Genomic DNA, 18,995 nt, shown 5'->3' on the forward strand with positions numbered 1-18,995 from the left:
AAATGACGCGCCTGCGATTGTCAGCGTTACTGCCGGTGCGCTCGCGACTCGCTATGCTGTTGGCCGTGAAGGCACACACGGAATATCTGAAGTTCAACACCAAGAAGCATCGCGACTACATTCACATCACACCACAGGTCGAAGCGGCAGTACGCAAAAGCGGCGTGCAGGAAGGACTGGCGTTCGTCTCGGCAATGCACATCACCGCTGCCGTTTATGTGAATGACAACGAGTCCGGGCTCATCCAGGACATCGATGAGTGGCTGGAGAAGCTTGCCCCTTTTCGCCAGAACTACCGTCACCATCAGACAGGCGAGGACAACGGCGACTCACATCTCAAGAGCCTTCTTCTGCATCAGTCTGTGACGCTTCCGATCACCAAAGGCAAACTTGATCTCGGAACATGGCAGCGGGTCTTCTACGCAGAGTTCGACGGACAGCGCGAAAAGCGGGTGATCGTGAAGATCATCGGTGAATGAATTCCGTGCCGGATTCGGATTACAATTCGCTGTCTAACACGCCGGCAAGGCAAATGATTTCTTCAACTTTCGCGCGCGCTTGCTGGTGGCTCCCGATCGCGCTGCTAGCTGCAACAGCTCTAAGCGCACAACAGAATCCACCCGCTTCACGGAACTTCTCGGAGCGATTGGCCTTTGGAAAATCGATGTACGTGAAGAACGCGCACGGCGGAAATATCGCCTTCGAGGCGATCAGCACGGATTTGCAAAACTGGGGCAGATTCACAATTACGGATGCTCCCGACAGAGCCGACTTCGTGGCGGAAGTCACATGCTACGAGTCCGGCTCGGTAAGCCTCGGCGGCAACACATCAGCTCCATACGACCGGTCGGCCCAATCAGGTGTACGCAAAGATTTCTCTTCATCATCAGTGACCCTGAAGGTATACGAGACAAAGACGAATCGAGAACTTTGGACAGGATCGGAAAAGATCAAGTCAGCCTTCAAGAAAAAGACCGAGCAGGACAACGTGGTCGCTGCGGCCGAGAAGTTATTTGTACGCTTTCATGATGCAGTCGAGCCGACAGACACACCCTGACTTTTCAAATATTCCCAAGCGTTTTTCATAAATAGACATTTTTATTGACCAGTCATAAAATATAGTCAATAATGAAACCTATCTATGAAAACCATGAATGCCTCCAAATTCAAGGAACAATGCCTGGCGGTTTTAGAAAACCTTGATCCGGATGGAGTCGTCATCACAAAACATGGAAAACCGGTCGCGAGGGTGATCCCGGAAAGTTCAAATTGTGCTGATTTGATCGGCAGCATGAAAGGAAAAATAAAGATTCATGGCGACATCTTCTCGACCAGTCTCAATTGGGATGCTGAGTCTTGACACTCACGTCCTTGTCCATGCGCTCGATGGAATGCTCAATGCCGCCGAACGCAAGTTGCTTTCCCGCAATGCTTGGACAATTTCAGTTATCGTTCTTTGGGAAATCACAAAGTTGGCGCAACTCGGAAAAATCACTCTCGATCCGGCTTCACCCGAATTTACGCGCGCTCTAGCGCGCATCCACGTATGGCCTCTTGATTTAACCATTTGTCGAAAGAGTACCGAGCTCGATTTTCGCAGCGATGCGGCAGATGAAATCATTGCTGCTACGAGCATCGTTCACCAGGTTCCGTTGGTCACGAGAGATTCCCGTATTCGGAAGTCTAAGCTAGTGCCGCTGGCAATCTAATTCCAGAACTCTCATCACTCACCTTTCCACCGCAATGCGAGTCACCTCACGTCCGCAGAGCGATCTCCTTCGTAGTGCATGATGTGGTAGTAAGCCTCCCAGCCGTCCCAAAGAATCGGAGGCGAGATGTGCGTCTCTGGATCGGCGAGAAAATTGGCGAACGTCTGGACCATCTGGTGCGTGCGGTAGATTCCTGTGAGCCAGTCTCCGCGATACCAATTTTTCCACTTTCCGTATTCGCCAGCAGCTTCTGCGCGTTCAAGTTCGTCAAACGCGGCGAGCGCCTGCTTTACGTCTTCTTGAGCCTCTTGCCTGCGTCCAGCATCGGCTTCCTGGATGGATTTTGAGATAAGCAGCATGATGCGATTGCTCTGCCGATTGATCATAATCATCGCCAGCACCTCGCTCTGGTAGAAGTCGCGCCGATCTGGCGCGACCAGTGGCTCAGTCGCTAGTGCCTTCTTCCAAACCGCGTCCCACCGAGGCTGGGCATCGCCGCATTGCTGAAGTCCTCGGGCAACGGCCTGCTTCAACCATTCTTTTGGAGGTGTGGGGTTGGGACCAAATCCGAATCCGGCGCTCATGACACGCGGTGGTTCCCATTTCGGAGCTTGGCTCGGAATCGCGTAGAGCGGCGAGTCGATCATGTACGTCAGCAGCATGCGGCGGACCTCGGTGTGATAAAGCTGATCGCCGTACTCGCGGGCGGGCTCGCCAAAATGCGCGGGAGCTTTGAAATACTCCTTGTAGAGCTCAGCTAACTGCGGGGCAGCGCGCTTTCCGAACTCTTCCTCGGACCAGCTCTTATAGAAATTGTCGCTCGCCGAAGCGCTGTCGCTCGGCAGTCCCTTCCATACCGCGTCCATCACGGCGCGTATTGACATCGTGACCGGGCGAATATCGCTGGTGTTTACCAGGTAATAGTGTGTCGCACCGGCTTTGATGTAGCGTCCCAATTCGGAAAAGCTGCGCTCGATGGGAACCATCTCTGTGAGCTGATTGGCGCGGCCGTTCATCATGGCGACGTGATCGTAAATTCCCTGCCCTGAGGCCACCTCACCTTTGTCCTGGATGTATCCATAGCCGTCGTCGGCCCAGACCGTGGAGACTTCCGGCGGAATCTTCAGATCGCCGGATTGCACCAGACGCGCGCCCTCCTGCCAGAGATTGGTCACGAATTCCGCATTGGGGCGGGCCTCGCGCACAATGCGCATCTGGGCAGCGATGGCTTTGCTGATCAGCGCTCCCAAAGCCTTGTTGTTGTCGCGCACGCTGGGATCCATCGACGCATAAGTGACGTCGGACAATCCGCGCAAACCTACCGACCAGAGGACCTCTTGATTCGGCTCGTACAAATTCACCGCGTCCTTCCACGCGCGTTCGAGAATTTCGGGATGCTCCGTGTAGTTGTACGGAACGTCTTTGGGCCAGCGAGCAACGTTGAGCCCAAGTGGAATCGCGTGATGCTGAGTGACGATCAATCCGCGCGCGCCGGCGGCCCTTACCTGCGGATCGTCAGGAAAGATCCACGTGCCGGGCGCAACCATGTTGCCTTTGAGGCGAAGAGTCGTCTCAAAGATCTTGTCCCAAACCTCGAGCGAGATGCCCGTCTTGTCCTTCTTCTCTCCCGGAGCCCAGCCGGTTAGCAGGTCTTCATCGTTGATGAAGAAGCCGCGGTATTTGAATTTCGGCGCGGCGAATTTTTCGTTCAACGTGGAAGGGATTGTAATCGACGCGCGGCGCGTGGGCTCATGATCGGTCCAGTAATAAAGAGGATCCACGCCAAGATACTTTTGCGAAAACTCATACACGGCATAGATGGTGCCGCGCATATCAGCGCCGGCAAGCACGATTGCATGTGACTTTCGACTGTTCCAATTCGGATTCGCGACCGAAATAGAAAACGATTCTGCCCCGCTCAACGCCTCGGGCCGAACTGCCTCGGGAAGGTCGTTGATTGAACCGATGACGATCGTCGCCGGACCAGCTAGTTCCGTCTTGGAGACGATCCTGGGCTTCTTGCCAAAGACTTTGGCGAAATCGGACCGGAGATCTTCAGTCGCCTTCTGCAGCGGACCGGGACTGTTTTCAGAGAGCAGGATCACGGCGGAACTGTCTACCCGAAGTGTGTTGGCTGCGGTCGCGCGACCCGCGGAGTTGGTCGTTTTTTGCGCTGTGCCGAAGACTGAAATTACGCAGAACGGAACCAGGACTGCAGTTCGCACGACTTTTGGAAACGGCGCTCGCGAAAAAGTGCAACCTCTTGCGCTCATTTATGAGTCCTCGCGTGTAGCTGGGTGTGGTACGTAGAAAACAGCGAATTAGTTTAGCACTCGAACAAAATCTTTTTGTTTTTCAGCATTTCAGAGCAGCACTATTCAGGTTGTTTTTCGGAATTTTCTCAATCTGCTGTCATCCTGAGCCCCTCTTTTGGGCGAAGGATCTCCCGCGATGCTTGCAGTAGAAAAGCATGAGCGAGGCTCTCGGCCCACACGCTCAGGGATCGGTGGTCGAAGAGCCATACCGGCTGCATTGGACTCCGACAGATCGCCGGAGATCCTTCGCCCAAAGGCGGGGCTCAGGATGACAGGTATCAAGGGGTCGCGATAGATGGGAGTTCACTCGCGTCCAGATGTGCTCAACTTCCCTGCATGAGAGTCGACATCGGCTAAGATTGAGAATTCTGTGACTGCTGCGCGCAAATCATTATTGCGTCCACCCACTCTGAGCTCTGGAGACACGATCGGCATCATCGCTCCTGCCGGAGCGGTGGATCGTGCGGAATTTGCGGCGGGAGAAGCTCGCCTTCGGGAGCTTGGGTTCAAACTGGTCTACTCGGAAGCAATTTTTCAGCGCGACATGTACTTTGCAGGAGACGCGCGGCGACGCGTGGATGAACTGCACGAGATGTTTCGCGCGCCGGAAGTGAAGGCCATCCTCTGCGCTCGCGGCGGCTATGGCACCAATCACCTATTGCCGCATCTGGATTTTGAGTTGATCGCGAGCCATTCGAAAATATTCTGCGGCTATAGCGACGTAACTACGCTCACGGCTCTGTTTTTTCAGCGCATAGGGTTAATCGGCTTTCACGGTCCGATGTTGGCAAAAGATTTCGCCAAGGCCAATGGAGTGCATATTCAATCCTTTCTCCGTGCCGTTTCCGGAACCCAGCCGTGGAGTCTCGACGCCGCCGACTCCCCGGCATTGCAACCGCTCCGTCCCGGCACTGCAGAGGGACGCCTCTATGGCGGCTGTCTCTCTCTTCTCGTTGCTTCGCTGGGCACACCGTATGAGATCGAAACCGACGACGCAATCCTGTTCATCGAGGACGTCGGCGAGTGGCCCTATCGCATCGACCGCATGTTGATGCATCTTAAGTGCGCGGGCAAACTGGATGGCGTACGCGGAATTGTGTTTGGCGAAATGAAGGATTGTGAACCGCCCGCAGGCGCCGATTACACGCTTCAGCAGGTGATCACGAGAGTTCTCGACGACATGAACATTCCTATTGCTTTCGGCCTGCGCTCCGGACACGTGAGCGCGGGAAACATCACCCTGCCCGTCGGCGTGCGCGCACGACTGACTGTGAGTGATGCAGTGCAACTCGACATTCTCGAATCGGCAACTACGCCACAGGCAGTCGAAAGCAAGGCAGGCAGGAATTGAGCGAGCATCAGCGCGTCCATCTGATCGGCATCTGCGGCACGGCGATGGCCGCGCTTGCCGGCCTGCTGAAGCAAAGAGGATTTCACGTAACCGGCTCCGATGCGGCGGCGTATCCGCCCATGTCGGACCTGCTGCGCAGCATGAACATTTCGGTTTCCGAGCCTTACTCAGAGGCGAATCTCAAGCCGCGTCCCGATCTGGTAATCGTCGGCAATGCGATTTCGCGCGGCAATGTTGAACTAGAGCACGTACTCGACCACCACATTCCGTTTCGATCTCTGCCGCAAATTTTGCATGAAAGCTTTCTCCGCGGACGTGAACCGATCGTGGTCGCCGGCACCCACGGCAAAACCACGACCACATCGATGCTGTCGTGGATCTTTCAGACTGCTGGGCTGAATCCTTCATTCCTAATTGGCGGTGTGGCGGAAAATTTCGGCACCAGCTTTGCCCTGCGCCAGAGCAAGCACTTCATTCTTGAAGGCGACGAGTACGACACGGCATTCTTCGACAAGGGGCCGAAATTCCTGCACTATTTTCCTGACGCCGTGATCCTTACTTCGGTCGAATTCGATCACGCAGACATTTACAAGGACCTCGACGCGGTAAAAACATCGTTCAAACGCCTCGTGAATCTGATCCCGCGTAGCGGCTACCTGGTCGCGTATGACGAGTCGGCGAATGTGGACGACTGCATCGCTCGCGCCTTCTGCAAAGTCGAGCGCTACGGAAAAAAGCAGGGATCCGCCTGGTGCATTCGGGAAGTGAAATTCTCTCCGACCGAAACTACCTGGACGGTCGAGCGCGAAGGCCAACCATGGGCCGAGCTGCGCATGACACTCGCTGGCGAGTACAACATCCTCAATGCGACGGCAGCGGCGGCCATGGCGGCGCGATATGAAATTCCCATTCTGGCAATTCAGGAAGCGCTCGCCACGTTCAAGAGCGTGAAACGCAGACTGGAAGTTAAGGCGGAGGTGGCGGGAGTGACCATTATCGACGATTTCGCGCATCATCCCACGGCCATCGCGGAAACCCTCAAGGCATTGCGCACGCGCTACAAAGGTCGGCGCCTTTGGGCCATTCTCGAGCCGCGCTCCAACACGCTTCGCCGCAACATATTCTTCAAAGAACTCGTGAGCAGCTTGAGCAAGGCCGATGAAATCGTGATAGCAAGTGTTTTCAAAGCCGAAGCTATTCCCGAAGGTGAGCGCCTCTCGAGTTCAGCGCTGGTGAAGGAGCTGAAGCGCCAGGGCCACTCAGCGCGCGAATGCAAAGATGCCGACGCAATCGTGGAATCGATCAGTCCTGAGCTGCGCGAGGGCGATGTTGTCGCCATTCTCTCCAACGGCGGCTTTGGTGGAATTTATGAGAAACTTCCTGCGCGCATCGCCACGTCCGCATGAAGATGAACAGCAATTGCGATTCAATTGAGCTATTGTCATCCCTCGCTCCGCCACCGCGCTCTCTCCTCTTGAAGAAATTGGTTTTGCGGAGCGGGGGATCTGCTTTTTCCCAATGCAGTACAGCAGATCCCCCGCGCAGCAAAACAAACTATCAAAGCCCCCAGCACATTCGCAGCTGCGCGAGGGATGACAATTCTATAAAGGGGCGTTCGCTAACCCGACGCCAGCAAAACTCGCCTATCGCCCGCAGAGTCCCAAGATGGGCCTCAACCGCTTGAAAGCAATGGTTCATCGCATATCTCATTTCCTTCGGCAATCTTCTCTCCTGAGCATTCTGGTCTTAACCTTGCTCTCGCCTGCCTTATGCCAGAACGAATCCAAACTCGACTACACAGTCACCTTTGCAGACGCGGTCCATCATCGTGTGCACGTCAGCATGACCTTCGATCCTGAAGGCGCAGGCGATGCCATTCAACTTCCAGTTTGGAACGCGCTGTACCAGGTACGCGACTTTGCGAAAGACGTGATCTCAGTAAAGGCTTCGACGCAATCCGGGGAGACGCTTCCTCTTCATCAGGTCGATAAAACCACTTGGGAGTTTCGTCCGAAGCCAGGATGGGTTGTGATCGATTACGACATCGTGCTCGACGAGGCTGGTCCGTTCGGCGCCCAGTTCAACCAGCATCACGCTTTTCTGAACTTTGCCGAGTTGCTGATGTATCCAACAAACGGTCGCGAACTTCCCATTTCGGTTCGCCTGCAGCAAATTCCAGCGCAATGGAAGCTCGCGACGCCGCTGCCGTGGGATGAGCTGCCTGCCGGACCTGGCATTCCATCCGGCTACTTACTACGTGCCGCTAATTACGATCGATTAGTGGATAGTCCTGCAGAGTTGAGCAACTTTGCAGAGAGCGATTTCACGCAGGATGGGGCAAAGTACCGCGTCGTCATCGACGCCGATCCGGCTGATTACACCATGCTTCCGATTGTGAATTTTCTAAAAAAGATCACCGCGGCCGAGACCTGGTGGATGAACGATCGGCCATTCGACACCTACACCTTCATCTATCACTTCCCGCATGGACCTGCCGGCGGCGGCATGGAGCACGCGTACGGTACCGCCATCGACCACTCAGCAAACGATCTCCAGGACTTGAAAAGTCTCGAATCGACCAGTGCGCATGAATTCTTTCATCTCTGGAATGTGAAGCGGATCCGTCCACAATCGCTCGAGCCGATCGATTACACGCGCGAGAACTATACCCGCGCGCTGTGGTTCAGCGAAGGGGTCACAAGTACCGTGGGCGATCTCGCATTACTCAAGGCAGGCCTGCTCGATTCGACCGAGTATTTGCGTCGCCTGGCCAGAGGAATCACCGTCCTACAGTCTCGGCCGGCGCACCTAACGCAGTCGGCAGAGCAGTCGAGTCTGGATACCTGGCTGGATAAATATCCGGACTACCGCACGCCGGAGCGCAGCATCAGCTACTACAACAAAGGAGAGCTTCTGGGTGTGCTGCTCGATCTGAAGATTCGCGAGGACTCGCATGGCGCGCATTCACTGCGCGATCTTTTTCAGGGGATGAATCGCGATTATGCGAAGCAAGGCAAGTTCTTTCCCGATTCGGAAGGAGTGCGTGCTGAAGCGGAAAAACTCACCGGAAGCGATCTGCGCGAATTCTTCGAACAATACGTGGCGGGCACGACCGAACTGCCGTATGAGGATCTATTCAAGACAGTCGGGTTTGTCCTCGCCAAACAAAACCAAACCGTTGCCGATCCCGGCTTCACGGCGAATCGCAACTTTCGCGGGCCGCTGGTGATCGAAGAGGTTTATGGCGACGAAGCACGAAAAGCCGGGCTGCAAGAGAGTGATGAAATCGTCAGCATCGATGGGCGCACGCCCCTGCGAGGACTCGACCAGCAATTCGAAAATTCCAAACCCGGAGCCACGGCGCGAATCGTCGTAATGCATCATGGAGGGCGAAGAGAAGTTTCACTGGTTTTGATCCAGCGGCAGATCGAAGCGTACGTTTTCCGTGATCTGCCGGGCGCGACTGCCGCGCAGTTCGCGCGCCGCGATGCCTGGTTGCATTCCGAAGATCAGCCCGCCCGCTCTGCTCCATGATCGCACTGATCCGCACGATTGCCGCTGTGCTCTTCACCTGCGTTTTCACATTTCTTGGAGCGCTGATCGGCTTCCCGGCAACATGGCTCACCGGCAGTGCCGACACGCTCTTCGCGATCGCCATGTGGATCACGCGCACCGGCCTGAGCATCGCCGGAGTACGGATTGCGGTCGAAGGTCTGGAGCAGATCGATGCCGACGCAACTTACATCTTCATGTGCAATCACGTTTCGAATCTCGATCCTCCGATTCTCATTCCGAAGCTGCCGCGCCGAACCTCAGTATTGGTAAAGCAAGAACTGTTTAAAATCCCCATTCTTGGACGAGCCATGCTCATGGCCGACCTGGTTCCGGTGGACCGGCGCAATCGTGAGGCTGCGGTGAACAGCATGAGAGAGGCTGAGCAGGTGATGGCTCGCGGTTTGAACATGACAGTGTTTCCGGAGGGAACGCGCTCGCGCGACGGCCGCCTGCTGCCGTTCAAGAAAGGCCCGTTCTATCTTGCAATGGACAGCGGCGTTCCTATCGTTCCCGTAACGATACTCGGCTCTGAATTGCTCATGCCGAAAGGAAGCAGCACAATCCATCCTGGATTGGTGAGCTTGAAATTCCATTCTCCGATTTCCCCGAGGCAGTTCGCAGAAAAAGAAGAATTGATAGCCGCAGTAAGGCGAGGGATCGCGTCGGGACTACCTCCCGCTTTGCGCGAAGCGGATCTTGATACTTCTGCGTAACATCTCGCGCAAGAAAATGTCTGCTGGAACGTCTATCTCCTGCCGAATCCCGCCGCGCTTCCCGATCACGCCGCTCACCATCATCTGCAGCACTATCGAGGCCGGCCATGCTGTGGTGCGCATCATCGAGGTCAGCCCGCTCCGGCGATCATATTCATCGACCATGGTGTAGGAGAGCACCCGTTTCCCTACATGAGCTTCAATGCGCATGATCGTGACGTCCGGCTCTTCGCCTGAAAGTTTTTCGAGAAACAGATGAGAAGTCAGCTCGCGCGGAGTCACTTCGCCCGAGTCGAGCCTGCGCTTTTCGCCGGAGAAAAATCCAAAGTCGTAAAGACCGCGAATCAGTTTGTAGTGGTCGGGATACCGTAGCGTCTTCTCGAAGCACTCACCGACTTCGCCCTGGAAGGTCTCCGGCATCGTGGAAGTTCCACCGGAGGTGTGAAATGCGACCAGCGGCTGAAAGCCCCGCAGGCGAAACTCCTCCGGCTCAGTCAACGGCTCGATCTCTACGATTTTGCCTTTCTTCAGCACGCGGGCCGGCTCAACATATTCATTGATTAAGCCTTCGACCGAGAACACAAGCTGATATTGAAATGGAGGTCGAGGAGTCTTGGGCAGTCCTCCGACATAGAGCTTCAACGCATCGATTGTCGGGGGCTTCCCCCGCCGCGCGCTGCTGCGATCGGGCTTCTGCTCGATGCGCAGACGCCGCACCAGATCGCCTGCCAGAATGCTGGCCATGCCTGGCGAGAGACCGCAATCAGGAGCGAGTCCGATACCATTTTTTTCCGCTTCAGCACTCATCATTAACGTTTTGCGGACAACGGTGTTGTTGCCACCCAGATCCGCGAAGTGACAGCCTGCTCCAACGGCAGCGCGAGCAAGTGCAATATTGAAAAAGTACGGAACAGCCGAGAGAGCGCCGTCGTGGCCGCGCATCAGAGCCGCAGCAACGCTCTCGTCGGCAGCATCGATTGCGACTGGCCGAACCGCAGCGCCTTTTTTCCCATGCGTCTTTGCGATGAACTTCGCCGCCTCCTGAGCTTTTTCCAGATCGGCATCCGCCAACGTGACGAGTTCGACTTCGTGCGAACGCGCCATGTCGAAGGCCGCCGCCGATCCCATCATTCCAGCCCCGATTACCAGTAGCTTCATCCGATGTTCGCTCCCGAACTGAACCGGTTATATGAATTCTTGGCAGAAGAAACTACGGAGTGTAAACGAGGAGGGGCTTACTGCAAAGTCTTGTGATTCAGCCGATGCCAAGCTCGTCGGCAGCTTCGAGAGGCGTGCCACAGCGGCGGCAGATGACTGCCGAGCAATCTCCACAGGTAAGCGGATCGGTAACTTCGACGGCACACTGTGGACAGTACAGAACGTGCTTGCCGTTCGACGACGCTGGAGGTGTAGCGGACACGTCCAGCAGCGTATCACACGAAGAAATGAGCGCGGCGGTGCGGATGGCTACTCGTCGCCGGTCGGAATGATTCCAGCATTCTCGACCATCAGAATCACGGTTCGCTGCGGAGCGCGAGTGCGGTGCAGCACCCCTTTGGGAACAACAAAGCCCTGTCCAGGGGAGAGCTCGACATCGCGTGCTTCGAGATCGATCAGCAACTTGCCATCGACAACATAAAAGAATTCATCATCGTCGTCGTGCTTGTGCCAGTGATACTCGCCTTCGATTACTCCCAGGCGCACCACCGAAGCATTCACTGCACACAAGGTTTGGTTGTACCACTTGTGCGGCGCGTTTGCGGCAAGTGAATTGATGTCGATTACTTCGAGGGCTTCGTACAGGACATTCAGACGGGTGTCGTAGGGAAACTGCCGCGCGGTGCTCATGAGTGAAATGATATGCGCACTCTCAACGAGCAGCGATTTATTCATCCCAGCTCACAAGCCCGACAGAACTTGAACCTACTTCTCGACGATGACCAACTGTCCGTTTTCCACCCTGAGATCACTCACAAACTCGGGCAGCTTAAGTTGCTCGTGCGTGGCCGGATCGGAAAGCTTCTTTTGAACCTGCTCTTGAACTATGGATATCGGAACAGGCATGCTCCCGATCTCGAAGCTTGTAGGAATAAAATCAACGTACCCGTCTTTGCTGCCTATGCGTCCGCTCAAGGTGACGACGACATCCTTCCCCGCGACTTGCGTTGTGAACTGGCTCTTGACCTGATCGCCATCGAATACAACCTGCTGATCTTTCAGCGGCACCTGATCGGTCGAGATTCCCGCTTGGGACCTCAGCGCGGCTGTCTGTGCGGGCTGCGGATTCGAAGCGGCGAATGCTGCGGAGACTTCGTCGGAAGTAATTCGCGTCTCCACACCAGTCTGCCCGCTCTGGTGCGCTTGCTCGAGATCGCTCAGCTTACTTTGGAACGAGTTCGCATTCGCGATGACTTGTGCAGCGGGGGCTTGGCGTGACACCAGTCGTTTCGGATGTTGCAGCATGAGGCCGATGGTAATCACGGCTGCAGCGAGAATGAACCAGCGAACAACCCGGTAGATCTTCAAACGAGGCTCCAGGCAAAACTGTGGAGCCTACAACATCACAGAACGGACCGAGCGAGTAGATTACCTTCGGGCAGTTCAGTTATAGAGCAGATACAGGGCCTGCAAATGAGTTCCAAGCGACCGCGCACTTACTTGAAAACAGAGCGCCGCCACAGATGCTGGCCGCCGGCTATGCGGCCTGCGGCAATTTCCCTTCCGGCGTGAGCTTATCCACGAGCGCAGGAAGAATGTGCGCAAGAGCAACGCTGGCGATTGCAGGAGGAATGCCGACGCGATTGGCGATGTCCTGGAGCCGGTCCTGTCCAATCAATCCCTGAACCTGCTGCGGAGCGATCGGCTGGTTCGGCCCACTTCCAATCCAGGACTGCACAATTCCACCCAGCCCTTGTGAGTGCGCGTTGTTCAGCATTGAGGAGAGTCCCGCATGATTGGCAAACATGTCCATCGCGGTCTGCACCAGGCTCGCGTGCTGCTGCTGGTTGACCTCGGAGTGCTGCTCGACTGCTCCCATTACCGCGTCGAAGATGCTCATGTGTTCGCTCCTCCTGCTTGGAATTCAGATGGAGAGATGGACTGCAAATCATCGCCGGTTGTCCCGCCTGCACTGCTAAACTGGATTTACCCATGAAATTCGGCGTACTCGTCTTCCCCGGATCGAACTGCGATCACGACGCCTACTACTCGATCGAATCGGCTGCTAAGCAGCCAGTCACATTCTTGTGGCACGCCAGCCATGATCTTGAGAACTGCGACGCCATCATCGTGCCTGGCGGTTTTGCCTACGGTGACTACCTGCGTACGGGCGCCATTGCGAAGTTTGCTCCCATCATGCAAGAAGTGAGCCGCTTCGCTGCGAGTGGCGGACTCGTGCTCGGCATCTGCAATGGCTTCCAGATTCTCTGCGAAGCTGGAATGCTGCCGGGGGCGCTGCTGCGCAATGCAGAACTCAAATACATCTGCAAGCCGGTGAACCTTCGCGTGGAAAACGCTGACACGCCTTTCACCAACACCTGCCGCGAAGGCGAGGTGCTGGAAATCCCCATCGGCCACATGGAAGGCAATTATTTTTGCGATGCGGAAACCCTGGCTCAGCTCAAGCGCGATCGCCGAGTCATTTTCCGTTACTCCACCGCCGATGGAAAAATTACGCCGGAAGCCAATCCCAACGGCTCACTCGATAATATCGCCGGCATCTGCAACGTAGGACGCAATGTGCTCGGCATGATGCCCCATCCAGACCGCAGCGCCGATCCCATTCTGGGAATGAGCGACGGCGTGCGCATCTTCCAGTCGATGGTCGGCGCTCTCGCGCACAGATAACCTATGGACCGCGTTGCCATGCTGCAGGAAGTCCTTGCGCACAATCCGAAAGACACGTTCGCGCGTTATGGGCTGGCGATGGAGTACGTCAATCTAGGAGACACATCGACTGCTCTGGCGGAATTCCGAACCCTTCTCGAAGCCAATCCCGACTACGCCGCCGGCTATCAAATGGCGGCACAAACCTTGATGAAAGCCGGTCGCGATGAGGAAGCGCGGAAGATGCTTGAGGACGGCATCGCCTGCGCCATCCGCATCCGGAACCAGCACGCACGGTCGGAGATGGAAGCGATGCTGGATGAGCTGCGCTGATCGAGCGCATGCATTATCTGCGTTTCGACCGCACTCCGCCTGCATTTATTCACGTCGATCCTACGATGCTCTCTAGGTCTGTCATCCTGAGGCCCTGTTTTGGCCGAAGGATCTCCCGCAATGCTTCAAACTTGAATGCTGTCGCGTGGCTCTGACCACAATCATGAGTTCTAGGTGGAGGAGCCTGGCGAGGGCATTTCAGTCTGAGACATTGCGGGAGATCCTTCGCGCGAAAGAGGCGCTCAGGATGACAGGAGCTGAGAACATCGCGAAATATCGTGAAGAGTGCAGCCTTAAGGCTGAATTCGCGCTAATTCTTTTCGATAGAGTTCGTTCTGCGGAAATTCCTGAGAGAGTCCGGCCAGGAGCTGGCGAGCAGTGTTTCGATCTTTGTCGCGCAACGCCGCAACAGCGAGCAGCAGGCGTGCGTAAGGGGCGAGATAGTGCCCTTTTGTAGCCGTCAGCCGAAGTTTCTGCAATCCCTCTTCCCTATCCGTCTGCGCGCCGCCGAGTCGAAGAATCCAGCGGACCGGCGCCGAATTCAGACTTAGCAAATAGTTCTCAACGCCGACGGCCAAATACGCGTCGTAGCATGAGGGATCGGCTGCCAGAAGGCGTTCCGCAATGGAACGCGAACTCTTCATGTAGCTCAGTGCGGAGAGATTCTTCTTGTCGATGAGCGCGACGTAGTCGCCTTCCAGCCCATTCGACATCACCAAAGCGAGCAAAGCGCGAGAATCCTGCGGCTTTGCCGCCAGAGTCCTATTCGCAACTTCCCTCGCCTTGGTCAGTTCCGCCTGGAACGCAACCCGGATGGCGGGATCTGGCGAGAGCTTTGGACGCTTCTCGAATTTCTGATCGTCGATGAACAGATCCGATTCGAGAATCTTCAGCCGATTGAACTCAGAAAAAAGATATGCAGCTGCATTGGACGCGTGGCCGAGTGGATCATCCGGATAACTCTGTTCCCACTCTGAAAACGTGTGGTGAGCGCCTGCGAAATCCAGGTTGTACATCTGTTGGAATCCGCTGTTCAGATCGGACGGAATGTCGGTCGCGAATAACGAACAGCCTAAGAGCAGATAACAGAGAGCGGCTGCGAGTTTCCATTTCGAAGAGGCGATCATTACGGTGTTCGCGCCTTAGAAGGCTAACGTGAACTTATGCCCGATTACCACAGTGTGAACCACCGAAGACAAAGAAAGTTGTGCTGAAGCGGTCAGAAGGTTGGGAGCGGTGGGGCATCGCCGCCCCACCTCACTCATTACTCTCGCGTGGAGTTTATCGGGGCGTAGTCGAACTCGTCCCGCTAGGACAGTTGGTCGAAGTGGCTCCAGCCGTGGTCGAAGTCGTTCCGGCCGATGAAGTCGTTCCATTTTGGGTATTCGTCGTCGTGCCGCTGGTCGCAGGAGTCTGAGCACAATTCGTCGTGGTTCCTGCTGCGCCCGGTGTTCCGGTTGAGCCCATCGTTGATCCGGTGGTGCTGGTCGTGCCCGTGCTGCCGGTCGCGCCTACCGAGCTGCCGGTAGATCCCGTTGTTCCAGTCGTGCCCATAGTGCCGGTCGAGCCTGCGCTCGCGCCGGTCGATCCCGTAGTGCCAGTCGTCGAATTCGGTGTGGTCGCTGCGCCCGAGCTGGGTAAATTTGCAGCCCCGGAGCTCGGAAGATTTGCGGCTCCTGAACTGGGCAGAGAAGCTGCTCCCGAGCTTCCTGTGGTCGTGCTCTGAGTAGTGCCGATTCCGCTTGAATTAGTCGTTGAAGTTGTACTCGGGTTAGTAGTCGTCGATCGTCCTACCGTGCTACCCGGAGTTGTCCCGGCTGTCGTACCCGTCGTACCGACGGTTCCTCCCACTTGAGTATTTTGCGAATTCATTGTGCCGGTTGCGTTTGCTGTTGTTCCCGCGCCTGTGTTGGTGCTGCTGCCGCCGATACCAGAGCCTGTGGAGCCGGCTGTTTGCGCGCCGGCCCAGGCAAAGGCTGCCAGCATAGTTGGAGCTAGAAGCCATGTTCGTTTCATTCTTGATCCCTCTGCGTTTTGAATTCGGCATCTCTGCCGTGTGAAGGAAAAGTTCTATCGTTCGGTTCGATTCCCGGCCTTTCGCGCACGATGCTTCCGGGTGAGCTCACAACGGCAGCCCGAGCCAGAGCTGCGCCGCAGCAGCGAATACTCTGGGCCAAGACAAACACTGCGCTTCTCTCTTCATCAGAGATGTTGTGTCTACCATTGGCCTCTCAGGTTGGCCGTATCGCTGCGCCGCTCTCTTCGACGTGGTGCTCTGTGCCACCTTTCTCTTTCCCCAATCTGGGCCGACCGCGACTCCAGCTCAACAGCCCAAGACCTCACCGCAGGTTCAGGAGATTCTGCCTTCGTATGAAGGACAACAGGTCTCGTCAGTAGAACTCGCCGGCCATCCCGAAATCGACATGGGACCATTCCTTCCGCTGCTCGTGCAAAAACAGGACGAGCCCTTCTCGAAGGAAAAAGTCGATGCCACGGTCGCTGCGATCAAGAGCACGCATCGCTTTGACAATGTTCAGGTGCAGGTGCGGCCAGAGCCGGAAGGCATTCGCGTGCTGTTCATCCTCGAGCCGGCCGTGTACTTCGGAATCTATGAATTCCCAGGAGCACAACGAGTGTTTCCCTATGCGCGTTTGCTGCAGATTTCCGACTATCCGCCGCGCGGTCCGTACACTCCCGTCGACGTCGTCAATGCACAGCACGCGCTCCAACGTTTCCTGCAGAGGGAGGGCTACTTCCGCGCGCAGATCAAGCCGCGGATTCAGACTGATAAAACACATGGTCTCGCGAACGTCTATTTCGATACCACACTGGGGAAGAAAGCGAAGTTCGGTTCGGTCACTCTAAAAGGAGCGACTCCGGAAGACGACGCCAAACTCAAAGGTGCAATCCATTCCCTGTGGTCGCGGCTGTGGAACCGAGCGATTCGTCCCGGAAAAACCTACTCGCTCAAAACGTTGCAGAACGCCACCAATTACATGCAGACGAAGTTGATGAAAGACGATCATCTCGATGCGAAGGTGAAGCTCATCTCTGCTAACTACAATCCTGAAACTAACCGCGCGGATTTGACTTTCAATGTACAGGCTGGGCCGTTCTATCACGTGAAGGTCCAGGGTGCACACATCTGGAGCTGGACCAAAAAGAACCTGCTGCCTGTGTATCAGGAAGTAGGAATCGATCCCGAGATCATCCAGGAAGGACGCACGAATCTCGTCTCGTACTTCCAGTCGAAGGGTTACTTTGACGCGAAGGTCAACGTCAACACGCAGCAGCAGGCGAACGGTGAGACGATTGTTTACGCCATCCAAAAGGGACCGCGGCACAAGGTTGCCGATGTAGACATCGCCGGCAACACCACGATTGATGAAGATCAACTCGTACCACATTTAGCCGTAAAGAAAGCTCACTTCCTGTCGCACGGCAAATATAGCGAGAACCTGGTCCATACCAGCGTCAAGAATCTGGAGCGCCTCTATCAGGCGGATGGCTTTAGCGACGTGAAGGTCACGCCGGAAGTGCATAACCAAAATGGGAATATTGACGTCACCTTCCGCGTCGTCGAAGGTGAGCGCGACATCGTCGAAGCCATGCACATTCAAGGCAACGACAGCCAGCCGGTCTCGAATCTCGCGCCGAAGGGACTGAACCTCGGTCCGGGCAAACCATATTCGCAAAAGCTGGTGCAGGAAGACCGCAACACGATGATGGCCTCGTATCTGAAGCTCGGATACCTGAATGCCACCTTTCGGCAAACCGCTAAGCCGGTCGATAAAGACAAGCATCACCTCGAAGTCACCTACCTGATCGAAGAAGGTCCGCAAGTCCGCACGGCAACGATCGTGACACTCGGACGCGGCGAGACGCGGCAGTCGCTCATCAGTCGTGTAGCTCCGCTCTCCAAGGGCGCTCCGCTGCGCGAGGACCAGATGCTCGCTAACGAAAGCCAACTTTATAACCTCGGCGTGTTTGATTGGGCCGAAATCGACCCTCGTCGGCGCATCACTACGCAGACACAGGAAGACGTGCTGGTGAAAGTGCACGAAGCCAAGAAGAACGATCTGACATACGGTTTCGGCTTTGACGTGATCAATCGTGGCGGCAGCATTCCCAGCGGTACAGTTGCGGTTCCTGGTCTTCCCGCAGTGGGACTGAGCAAGAACTTCAAAACCAGCCAGAAGACGTACTATGGACCACGCGCTCTGGTTGAGTACACCCGCAAAGATCTCTGGGGACGCGCTGAGACACTGAGCTTCACCGCTCTGGGAGCGCGCCTCGATCAACGCGGGCAAATTACGTTCACCGATCCCTACTTCAAGGGTACAAATTGGTCGGCGAGCGCAAACATCGGCGGCGAGCACGACGCGCAGAATCCCATCTTCACATCCGTGATCGGAAACTTCGGATTGCAACTACAGCGCGCGCTCAACGAAGACAAAACCATGAACATGTTCCTGCGCTACAACTACTCGCAGACCGGCATCACCGATCTGGTCATTCCCGGATTGGTACCGCCGGAGGACATGCACGTTCGCCTTTCCACCCTGTCCGCAACTTTCGTCCGCGATACGCGCGATTTTCAGCTCGATGCCCACAAAGGCATCTACGAGACGTTTGAAGCCGATTTCAATCCTTCAGCACTAGGTTCGAACTTTAATTTCGGACGCTTCCTTGCCCAGACTGCCTACTACAAGAAGATTCCGGATAACATCGTCTGGGCAAACAGTGTCCGCGTCGGGTTCGCAACTGCATTCAGCGGCCACGTACCACTAAGCCAATCGTTCTTCAGTGGCGGCGCGAATACGCTGCGTGGATTCCCCCTGAACGGCGCCGGGCCGCAGCGCTACATTCCGGTTTGCTCGGTCGGCGAAACCAGCGGCTGCCCGCAAATTGCGGTTCCAAACGGCGGCAATCAACTTTTTCTAGTCAATTCGGAATTTCGCATTCCGGTTCCGCTCAAGCAGGGACTCGGCGTGGTTCCCTTCTATGACGGCGGAAACGTCTTTCGCACGATCGGATTCCATGGCCAATACACGAACACAGTTGGCCTGGGCTTCCGCTATGCAACCCCAGTGGGTCCGGTGCGTATCGACTTTGGCTACAACTTGAATGCTCCTCAAGGACTCAAACCATTCCAGTACTTCATCACGATCGGACAGGCGTTCTGAGGAGCTTT

20 protein-coding genes are annotated in these 18,995 nt (G+C 55.8%); 13 read left to right on the forward strand and 7 right to left on the reverse strand.

What is annotated here, in order from left to right; translation table 11 throughout:
* Window positions 1-2: 2 nt before the first annotated feature.
* The 4 genes from VFU50_08435 (at window position 3) to VFU50_08450 (ending at window position 1,709) form a co-directional block, all read left to right on the forward strand.
* The gene (locus VFU50_08435; protein ID HEU5232872.1) at window positions 3-479 is read left to right on the forward strand and encodes a secondary thiamine-phosphate synthase enzyme YjbQ; all 477 of its coding nucleotides are present in this window, start codon (window positions 3-5) and stop codon (window positions 477-479) included.
* A 53-nt stretch (window positions 480-532) separates the two neighbouring features.
* Window positions 533-1,057 (forward strand): hypothetical protein, encoded by a 525-nt coding sequence (locus tag VFU50_08440; protein ID HEU5232873.1) that lies wholly within the window; start codon window positions 533-535, stop codon window positions 1,055-1,057.
* An 84-nt stretch (window positions 1,058-1,141) separates the two neighbouring features.
* Complete coding sequence (locus tag VFU50_08445; protein ID HEU5232874.1) at window positions 1,142-1,360, forward strand: type II toxin-antitoxin system prevent-host-death family antitoxin; 219 nt, start codon at window positions 1,142-1,144, stop codon at window positions 1,358-1,360.
* Window positions 1,347-1,709, forward strand: coding sequence for a PIN domain-containing protein (locus VFU50_08450; GenBank protein HEU5232875.1), 363 nt, complete (start codon window positions 1,347-1,349; stop codon window positions 1,707-1,709). Before VFU50_08445 ends, VFU50_08450 begins: the two co-directional genes overlap by 14 nt.
* 41 nt (window positions 1,710-1,750) lie before the next feature.
* Here the strand turns inward: VFU50_08450 and VFU50_08455 are convergent, their stop codons facing one another.
* On the reverse strand, window positions 1,751-3,934 hold the full coding sequence (locus VFU50_08455) for a glycosyl hydrolase 115 family protein (GenBank protein HEU5232876.1): 2,184 nt from the start codon (window positions 3,932-3,934) through the stop codon (window positions 1,751-1,753).
* Window positions 3,935-4,394: 460 nt separating this feature from the next.
* Here VFU50_08455 and VFU50_08460 point away from each other — a divergent pair, with 460 nt between their 5' ends.
* The 4 genes from VFU50_08460 to VFU50_08475 all read left to right on the forward strand — a co-directional run bounded on the left by VFU50_08460 (window position 4,395) and on the right by VFU50_08475 (window position 9,643).
* Entirely contained in the window at window positions 4,395-5,375 is a 981-nt protein-coding gene (locus tag VFU50_08460; protein HEU5232877.1) for an LD-carboxypeptidase, read from the forward strand.
* Window positions 5,372-6,781, forward strand: a complete 1,410-nt coding sequence (gene mpl, locus VFU50_08465) for a UDP-N-acetylmuramate:L-alanyl-gamma-D-glutamyl-meso-diaminopimelate ligase (protein HEU5232878.1) — start codon at window positions 5,372-5,374, stop codon at window positions 6,779-6,781. The genes VFU50_08460 and mpl overlap by 4 nt, the downstream gene beginning before the upstream one ends.
* A 259-nt stretch (window positions 6,782-7,040) precedes the next feature.
* Window positions 7,041-8,909 carry a hypothetical protein gene (locus tag VFU50_08470; protein ID HEU5232879.1) on the forward strand — a complete coding sequence of 623 codons (1,869 nt, stop codon included), beginning with the start codon at window positions 7,041-7,043 and terminating at the stop codon, window positions 8,907-8,909.
* Complete coding sequence (locus tag VFU50_08475; protein HEU5232880.1) at window positions 8,906-9,643, forward strand: lysophospholipid acyltransferase family protein; 738 nt, start codon at window positions 8,906-8,908, stop codon at window positions 9,641-9,643. Before VFU50_08470 ends, VFU50_08475 begins: the two co-directional genes overlap by 4 nt.
* On the opposite strand, the gene VFU50_08480 is transcribed toward VFU50_08475, so the two are convergent.
* From VFU50_08480 to VFU50_08500, 5 genes are all read right to left on the reverse strand, one after another.
* On the reverse strand, window positions 9,599-10,801 hold the full coding sequence (locus VFU50_08480) for a saccharopine dehydrogenase C-terminal domain-containing protein (GenBank protein HEU5232881.1): 1,203 nt from the start codon (window positions 10,799-10,801) through the stop codon (window positions 9,599-9,601). The genes VFU50_08475 and VFU50_08480 overlap by 45 nt on opposite strands.
* Window positions 10,802-10,898: 97 nt before the next feature.
* On the reverse strand, window positions 10,899-11,063 hold the full coding sequence (locus tag VFU50_08485; protein ID HEU5232882.1) for a hypothetical protein: 165 nt from the start codon (window positions 11,061-11,063) through the stop codon (window positions 10,899-10,901).
* Between the two features lie 47 nt (window positions 11,064-11,110).
* Window positions 11,111-11,536 (reverse strand): cupin domain-containing protein, encoded by a 426-nt coding sequence (locus VFU50_08490; GenBank protein ID HEU5232883.1) that lies wholly within the window; start codon window positions 11,534-11,536, stop codon window positions 11,111-11,113.
* Between the two features lie 30 nt (window positions 11,537-11,566).
* Window positions 11,567-12,169: a hypothetical protein gene (locus VFU50_08495; protein HEU5232884.1), complete on the reverse strand. Its 603-nt coding sequence runs from the start codon at window positions 12,167-12,169 to the stop codon at window positions 11,567-11,569.
* A gap of 169 nt (window positions 12,170-12,338) precedes the next feature.
* Window positions 12,339-12,701, reverse strand: a complete 363-nt coding sequence (locus VFU50_08500; GenBank protein HEU5232885.1) for a YidB family protein — start codon at window positions 12,699-12,701, stop codon at window positions 12,339-12,341.
* 92 nt (window positions 12,702-12,793) lie between these two features.
* On the opposite strand from VFU50_08500, the gene purQ reads away from it, so the two are divergent.
* Complete coding sequence (gene purQ, locus VFU50_08505; GenBank protein ID HEU5232886.1) at window positions 12,794-13,489, forward strand: phosphoribosylformylglycinamidine synthase subunit PurQ; 696 nt, start codon at window positions 12,794-12,796, stop codon at window positions 13,487-13,489.
* 3 nt (window positions 13,490-13,492) lie between these two features.
* On the forward strand, window positions 13,493-13,801 hold the full coding sequence (locus VFU50_08510; GenBank protein ID HEU5232887.1) for a tetratricopeptide repeat protein: 309 nt from the start codon (window positions 13,493-13,495) through the stop codon (window positions 13,799-13,801).
* 293 nt (window positions 13,802-14,094) lie between these two features.
* On the opposite strand, the gene VFU50_08515 is transcribed toward VFU50_08510, so the two are convergent.
* Entirely contained in the window at window positions 14,095-14,928 is an 834-nt protein-coding gene (locus VFU50_08515) for a hypothetical protein (protein HEU5232888.1), read from the reverse strand.
* Between the two features lie 80 nt (window positions 14,929-15,008).
* Between VFU50_08515 and VFU50_08520 the strand changes: the two genes are divergently transcribed.
* The 3 genes from VFU50_08520 to VFU50_08530 all read left to right on the forward strand — a co-directional run bounded on the left by VFU50_08520 (window position 15,009) and on the right by VFU50_08530 (window position 18,987).
* On the forward strand, window positions 15,009-15,218 hold the full coding sequence (locus VFU50_08520; GenBank protein ID HEU5232889.1) for a hypothetical protein: 210 nt from the start codon (window positions 15,009-15,011) through the stop codon (window positions 15,216-15,218).
* Window positions 15,219-15,230: 12 nt separating this feature from the next.
* Window positions 15,231-15,527, forward strand: a complete 297-nt coding sequence (locus tag VFU50_08525; GenBank protein HEU5232890.1) for a hypothetical protein — start codon at window positions 15,231-15,233, stop codon at window positions 15,525-15,527.
* 487 nt (window positions 15,528-16,014) lie between these two features.
* A complete protein-coding gene (locus tag VFU50_08530) occupies window positions 16,015-18,987 on the forward strand; it encodes a POTRA domain-containing protein (GenBank protein HEU5232891.1) in 2,973 nt (990 codons plus the stop codon).
* Window positions 18,988-18,995 lie beyond the last annotated feature (8 nt).

Source organism: Terriglobales bacterium, assembly GCA_035764005.1.
Lineage (GTDB): Bacteria > Acidobacteriota > Terriglobia > Terriglobales > Acidobacteriaceae > Gp1-AA112.

Coding starts and splice junctions, on each gene's coding strand:
- VFU50_08480 (HEU5232881.1), bottom strand. CDS start 10,801: ATGAAGCTACTGGTAATCGGGGCTGGAATGATGGGATCGGCGGCGGCC.
- VFU50_08490 (HEU5232883.1), bottom strand. CDS start 11,536: ATGAATAAATCGCTGCTCGTTGAGAGTGCGCATATCATTTCACTCATG.
- VFU50_08500 (HEU5232885.1), bottom strand. CDS start 12,701: ATGAGCATCTTCGACGCGGTAATGGGAGCAGTCGAGCAGCACTCCGAG.
- VFU50_08445 (HEU5232874.1), top strand. CDS start 1,142: ATGAAAACCATGAATGCCTCCAAATTCAAGGAACAATGCCTGGCGGTT.
- VFU50_08510 (HEU5232887.1), top strand. CDS start 13,493: ATGGACCGCGTTGCCATGCTGCAGGAAGTCCTTGCGCACAATCCGAAA.
- purQ (HEU5232886.1), top strand. CDS start 12,794: ATGAAATTCGGCGTACTCGTCTTCCCCGGATCGAACTGCGATCACGAC.
- VFU50_08440 (HEU5232873.1), top strand. CDS start 533: ATGATTTCTTCAACTTTCGCGCGCGCTTGCTGGTGGCTCCCGATCGCG.
- VFU50_08515 (HEU5232888.1), bottom strand. CDS start 14,928: ATGATCGCCTCTTCGAAATGGAAACTCGCAGCCGCTCTCTGTTATCTG.
- VFU50_08450 (HEU5232875.1), top strand. CDS start 1,347: ATGCTGAGTCTTGACACTCACGTCCTTGTCCATGCGCTCGATGGAATG.
- VFU50_08435 (HEU5232872.1), top strand. CDS start 3: ATGACGCGCCTGCGATTGTCAGCGTTACTGCCGGTGCGCTCGCGACTC.
- VFU50_08475 (HEU5232880.1), top strand. CDS start 8,906: ATGATCGCACTGATCCGCACGATTGCCGCTGTGCTCTTCACCTGCGTT.
- VFU50_08470 (HEU5232879.1), top strand. CDS start 7,041: ATGGGCCTCAACCGCTTGAAAGCAATGGTTCATCGCATATCTCATTTC.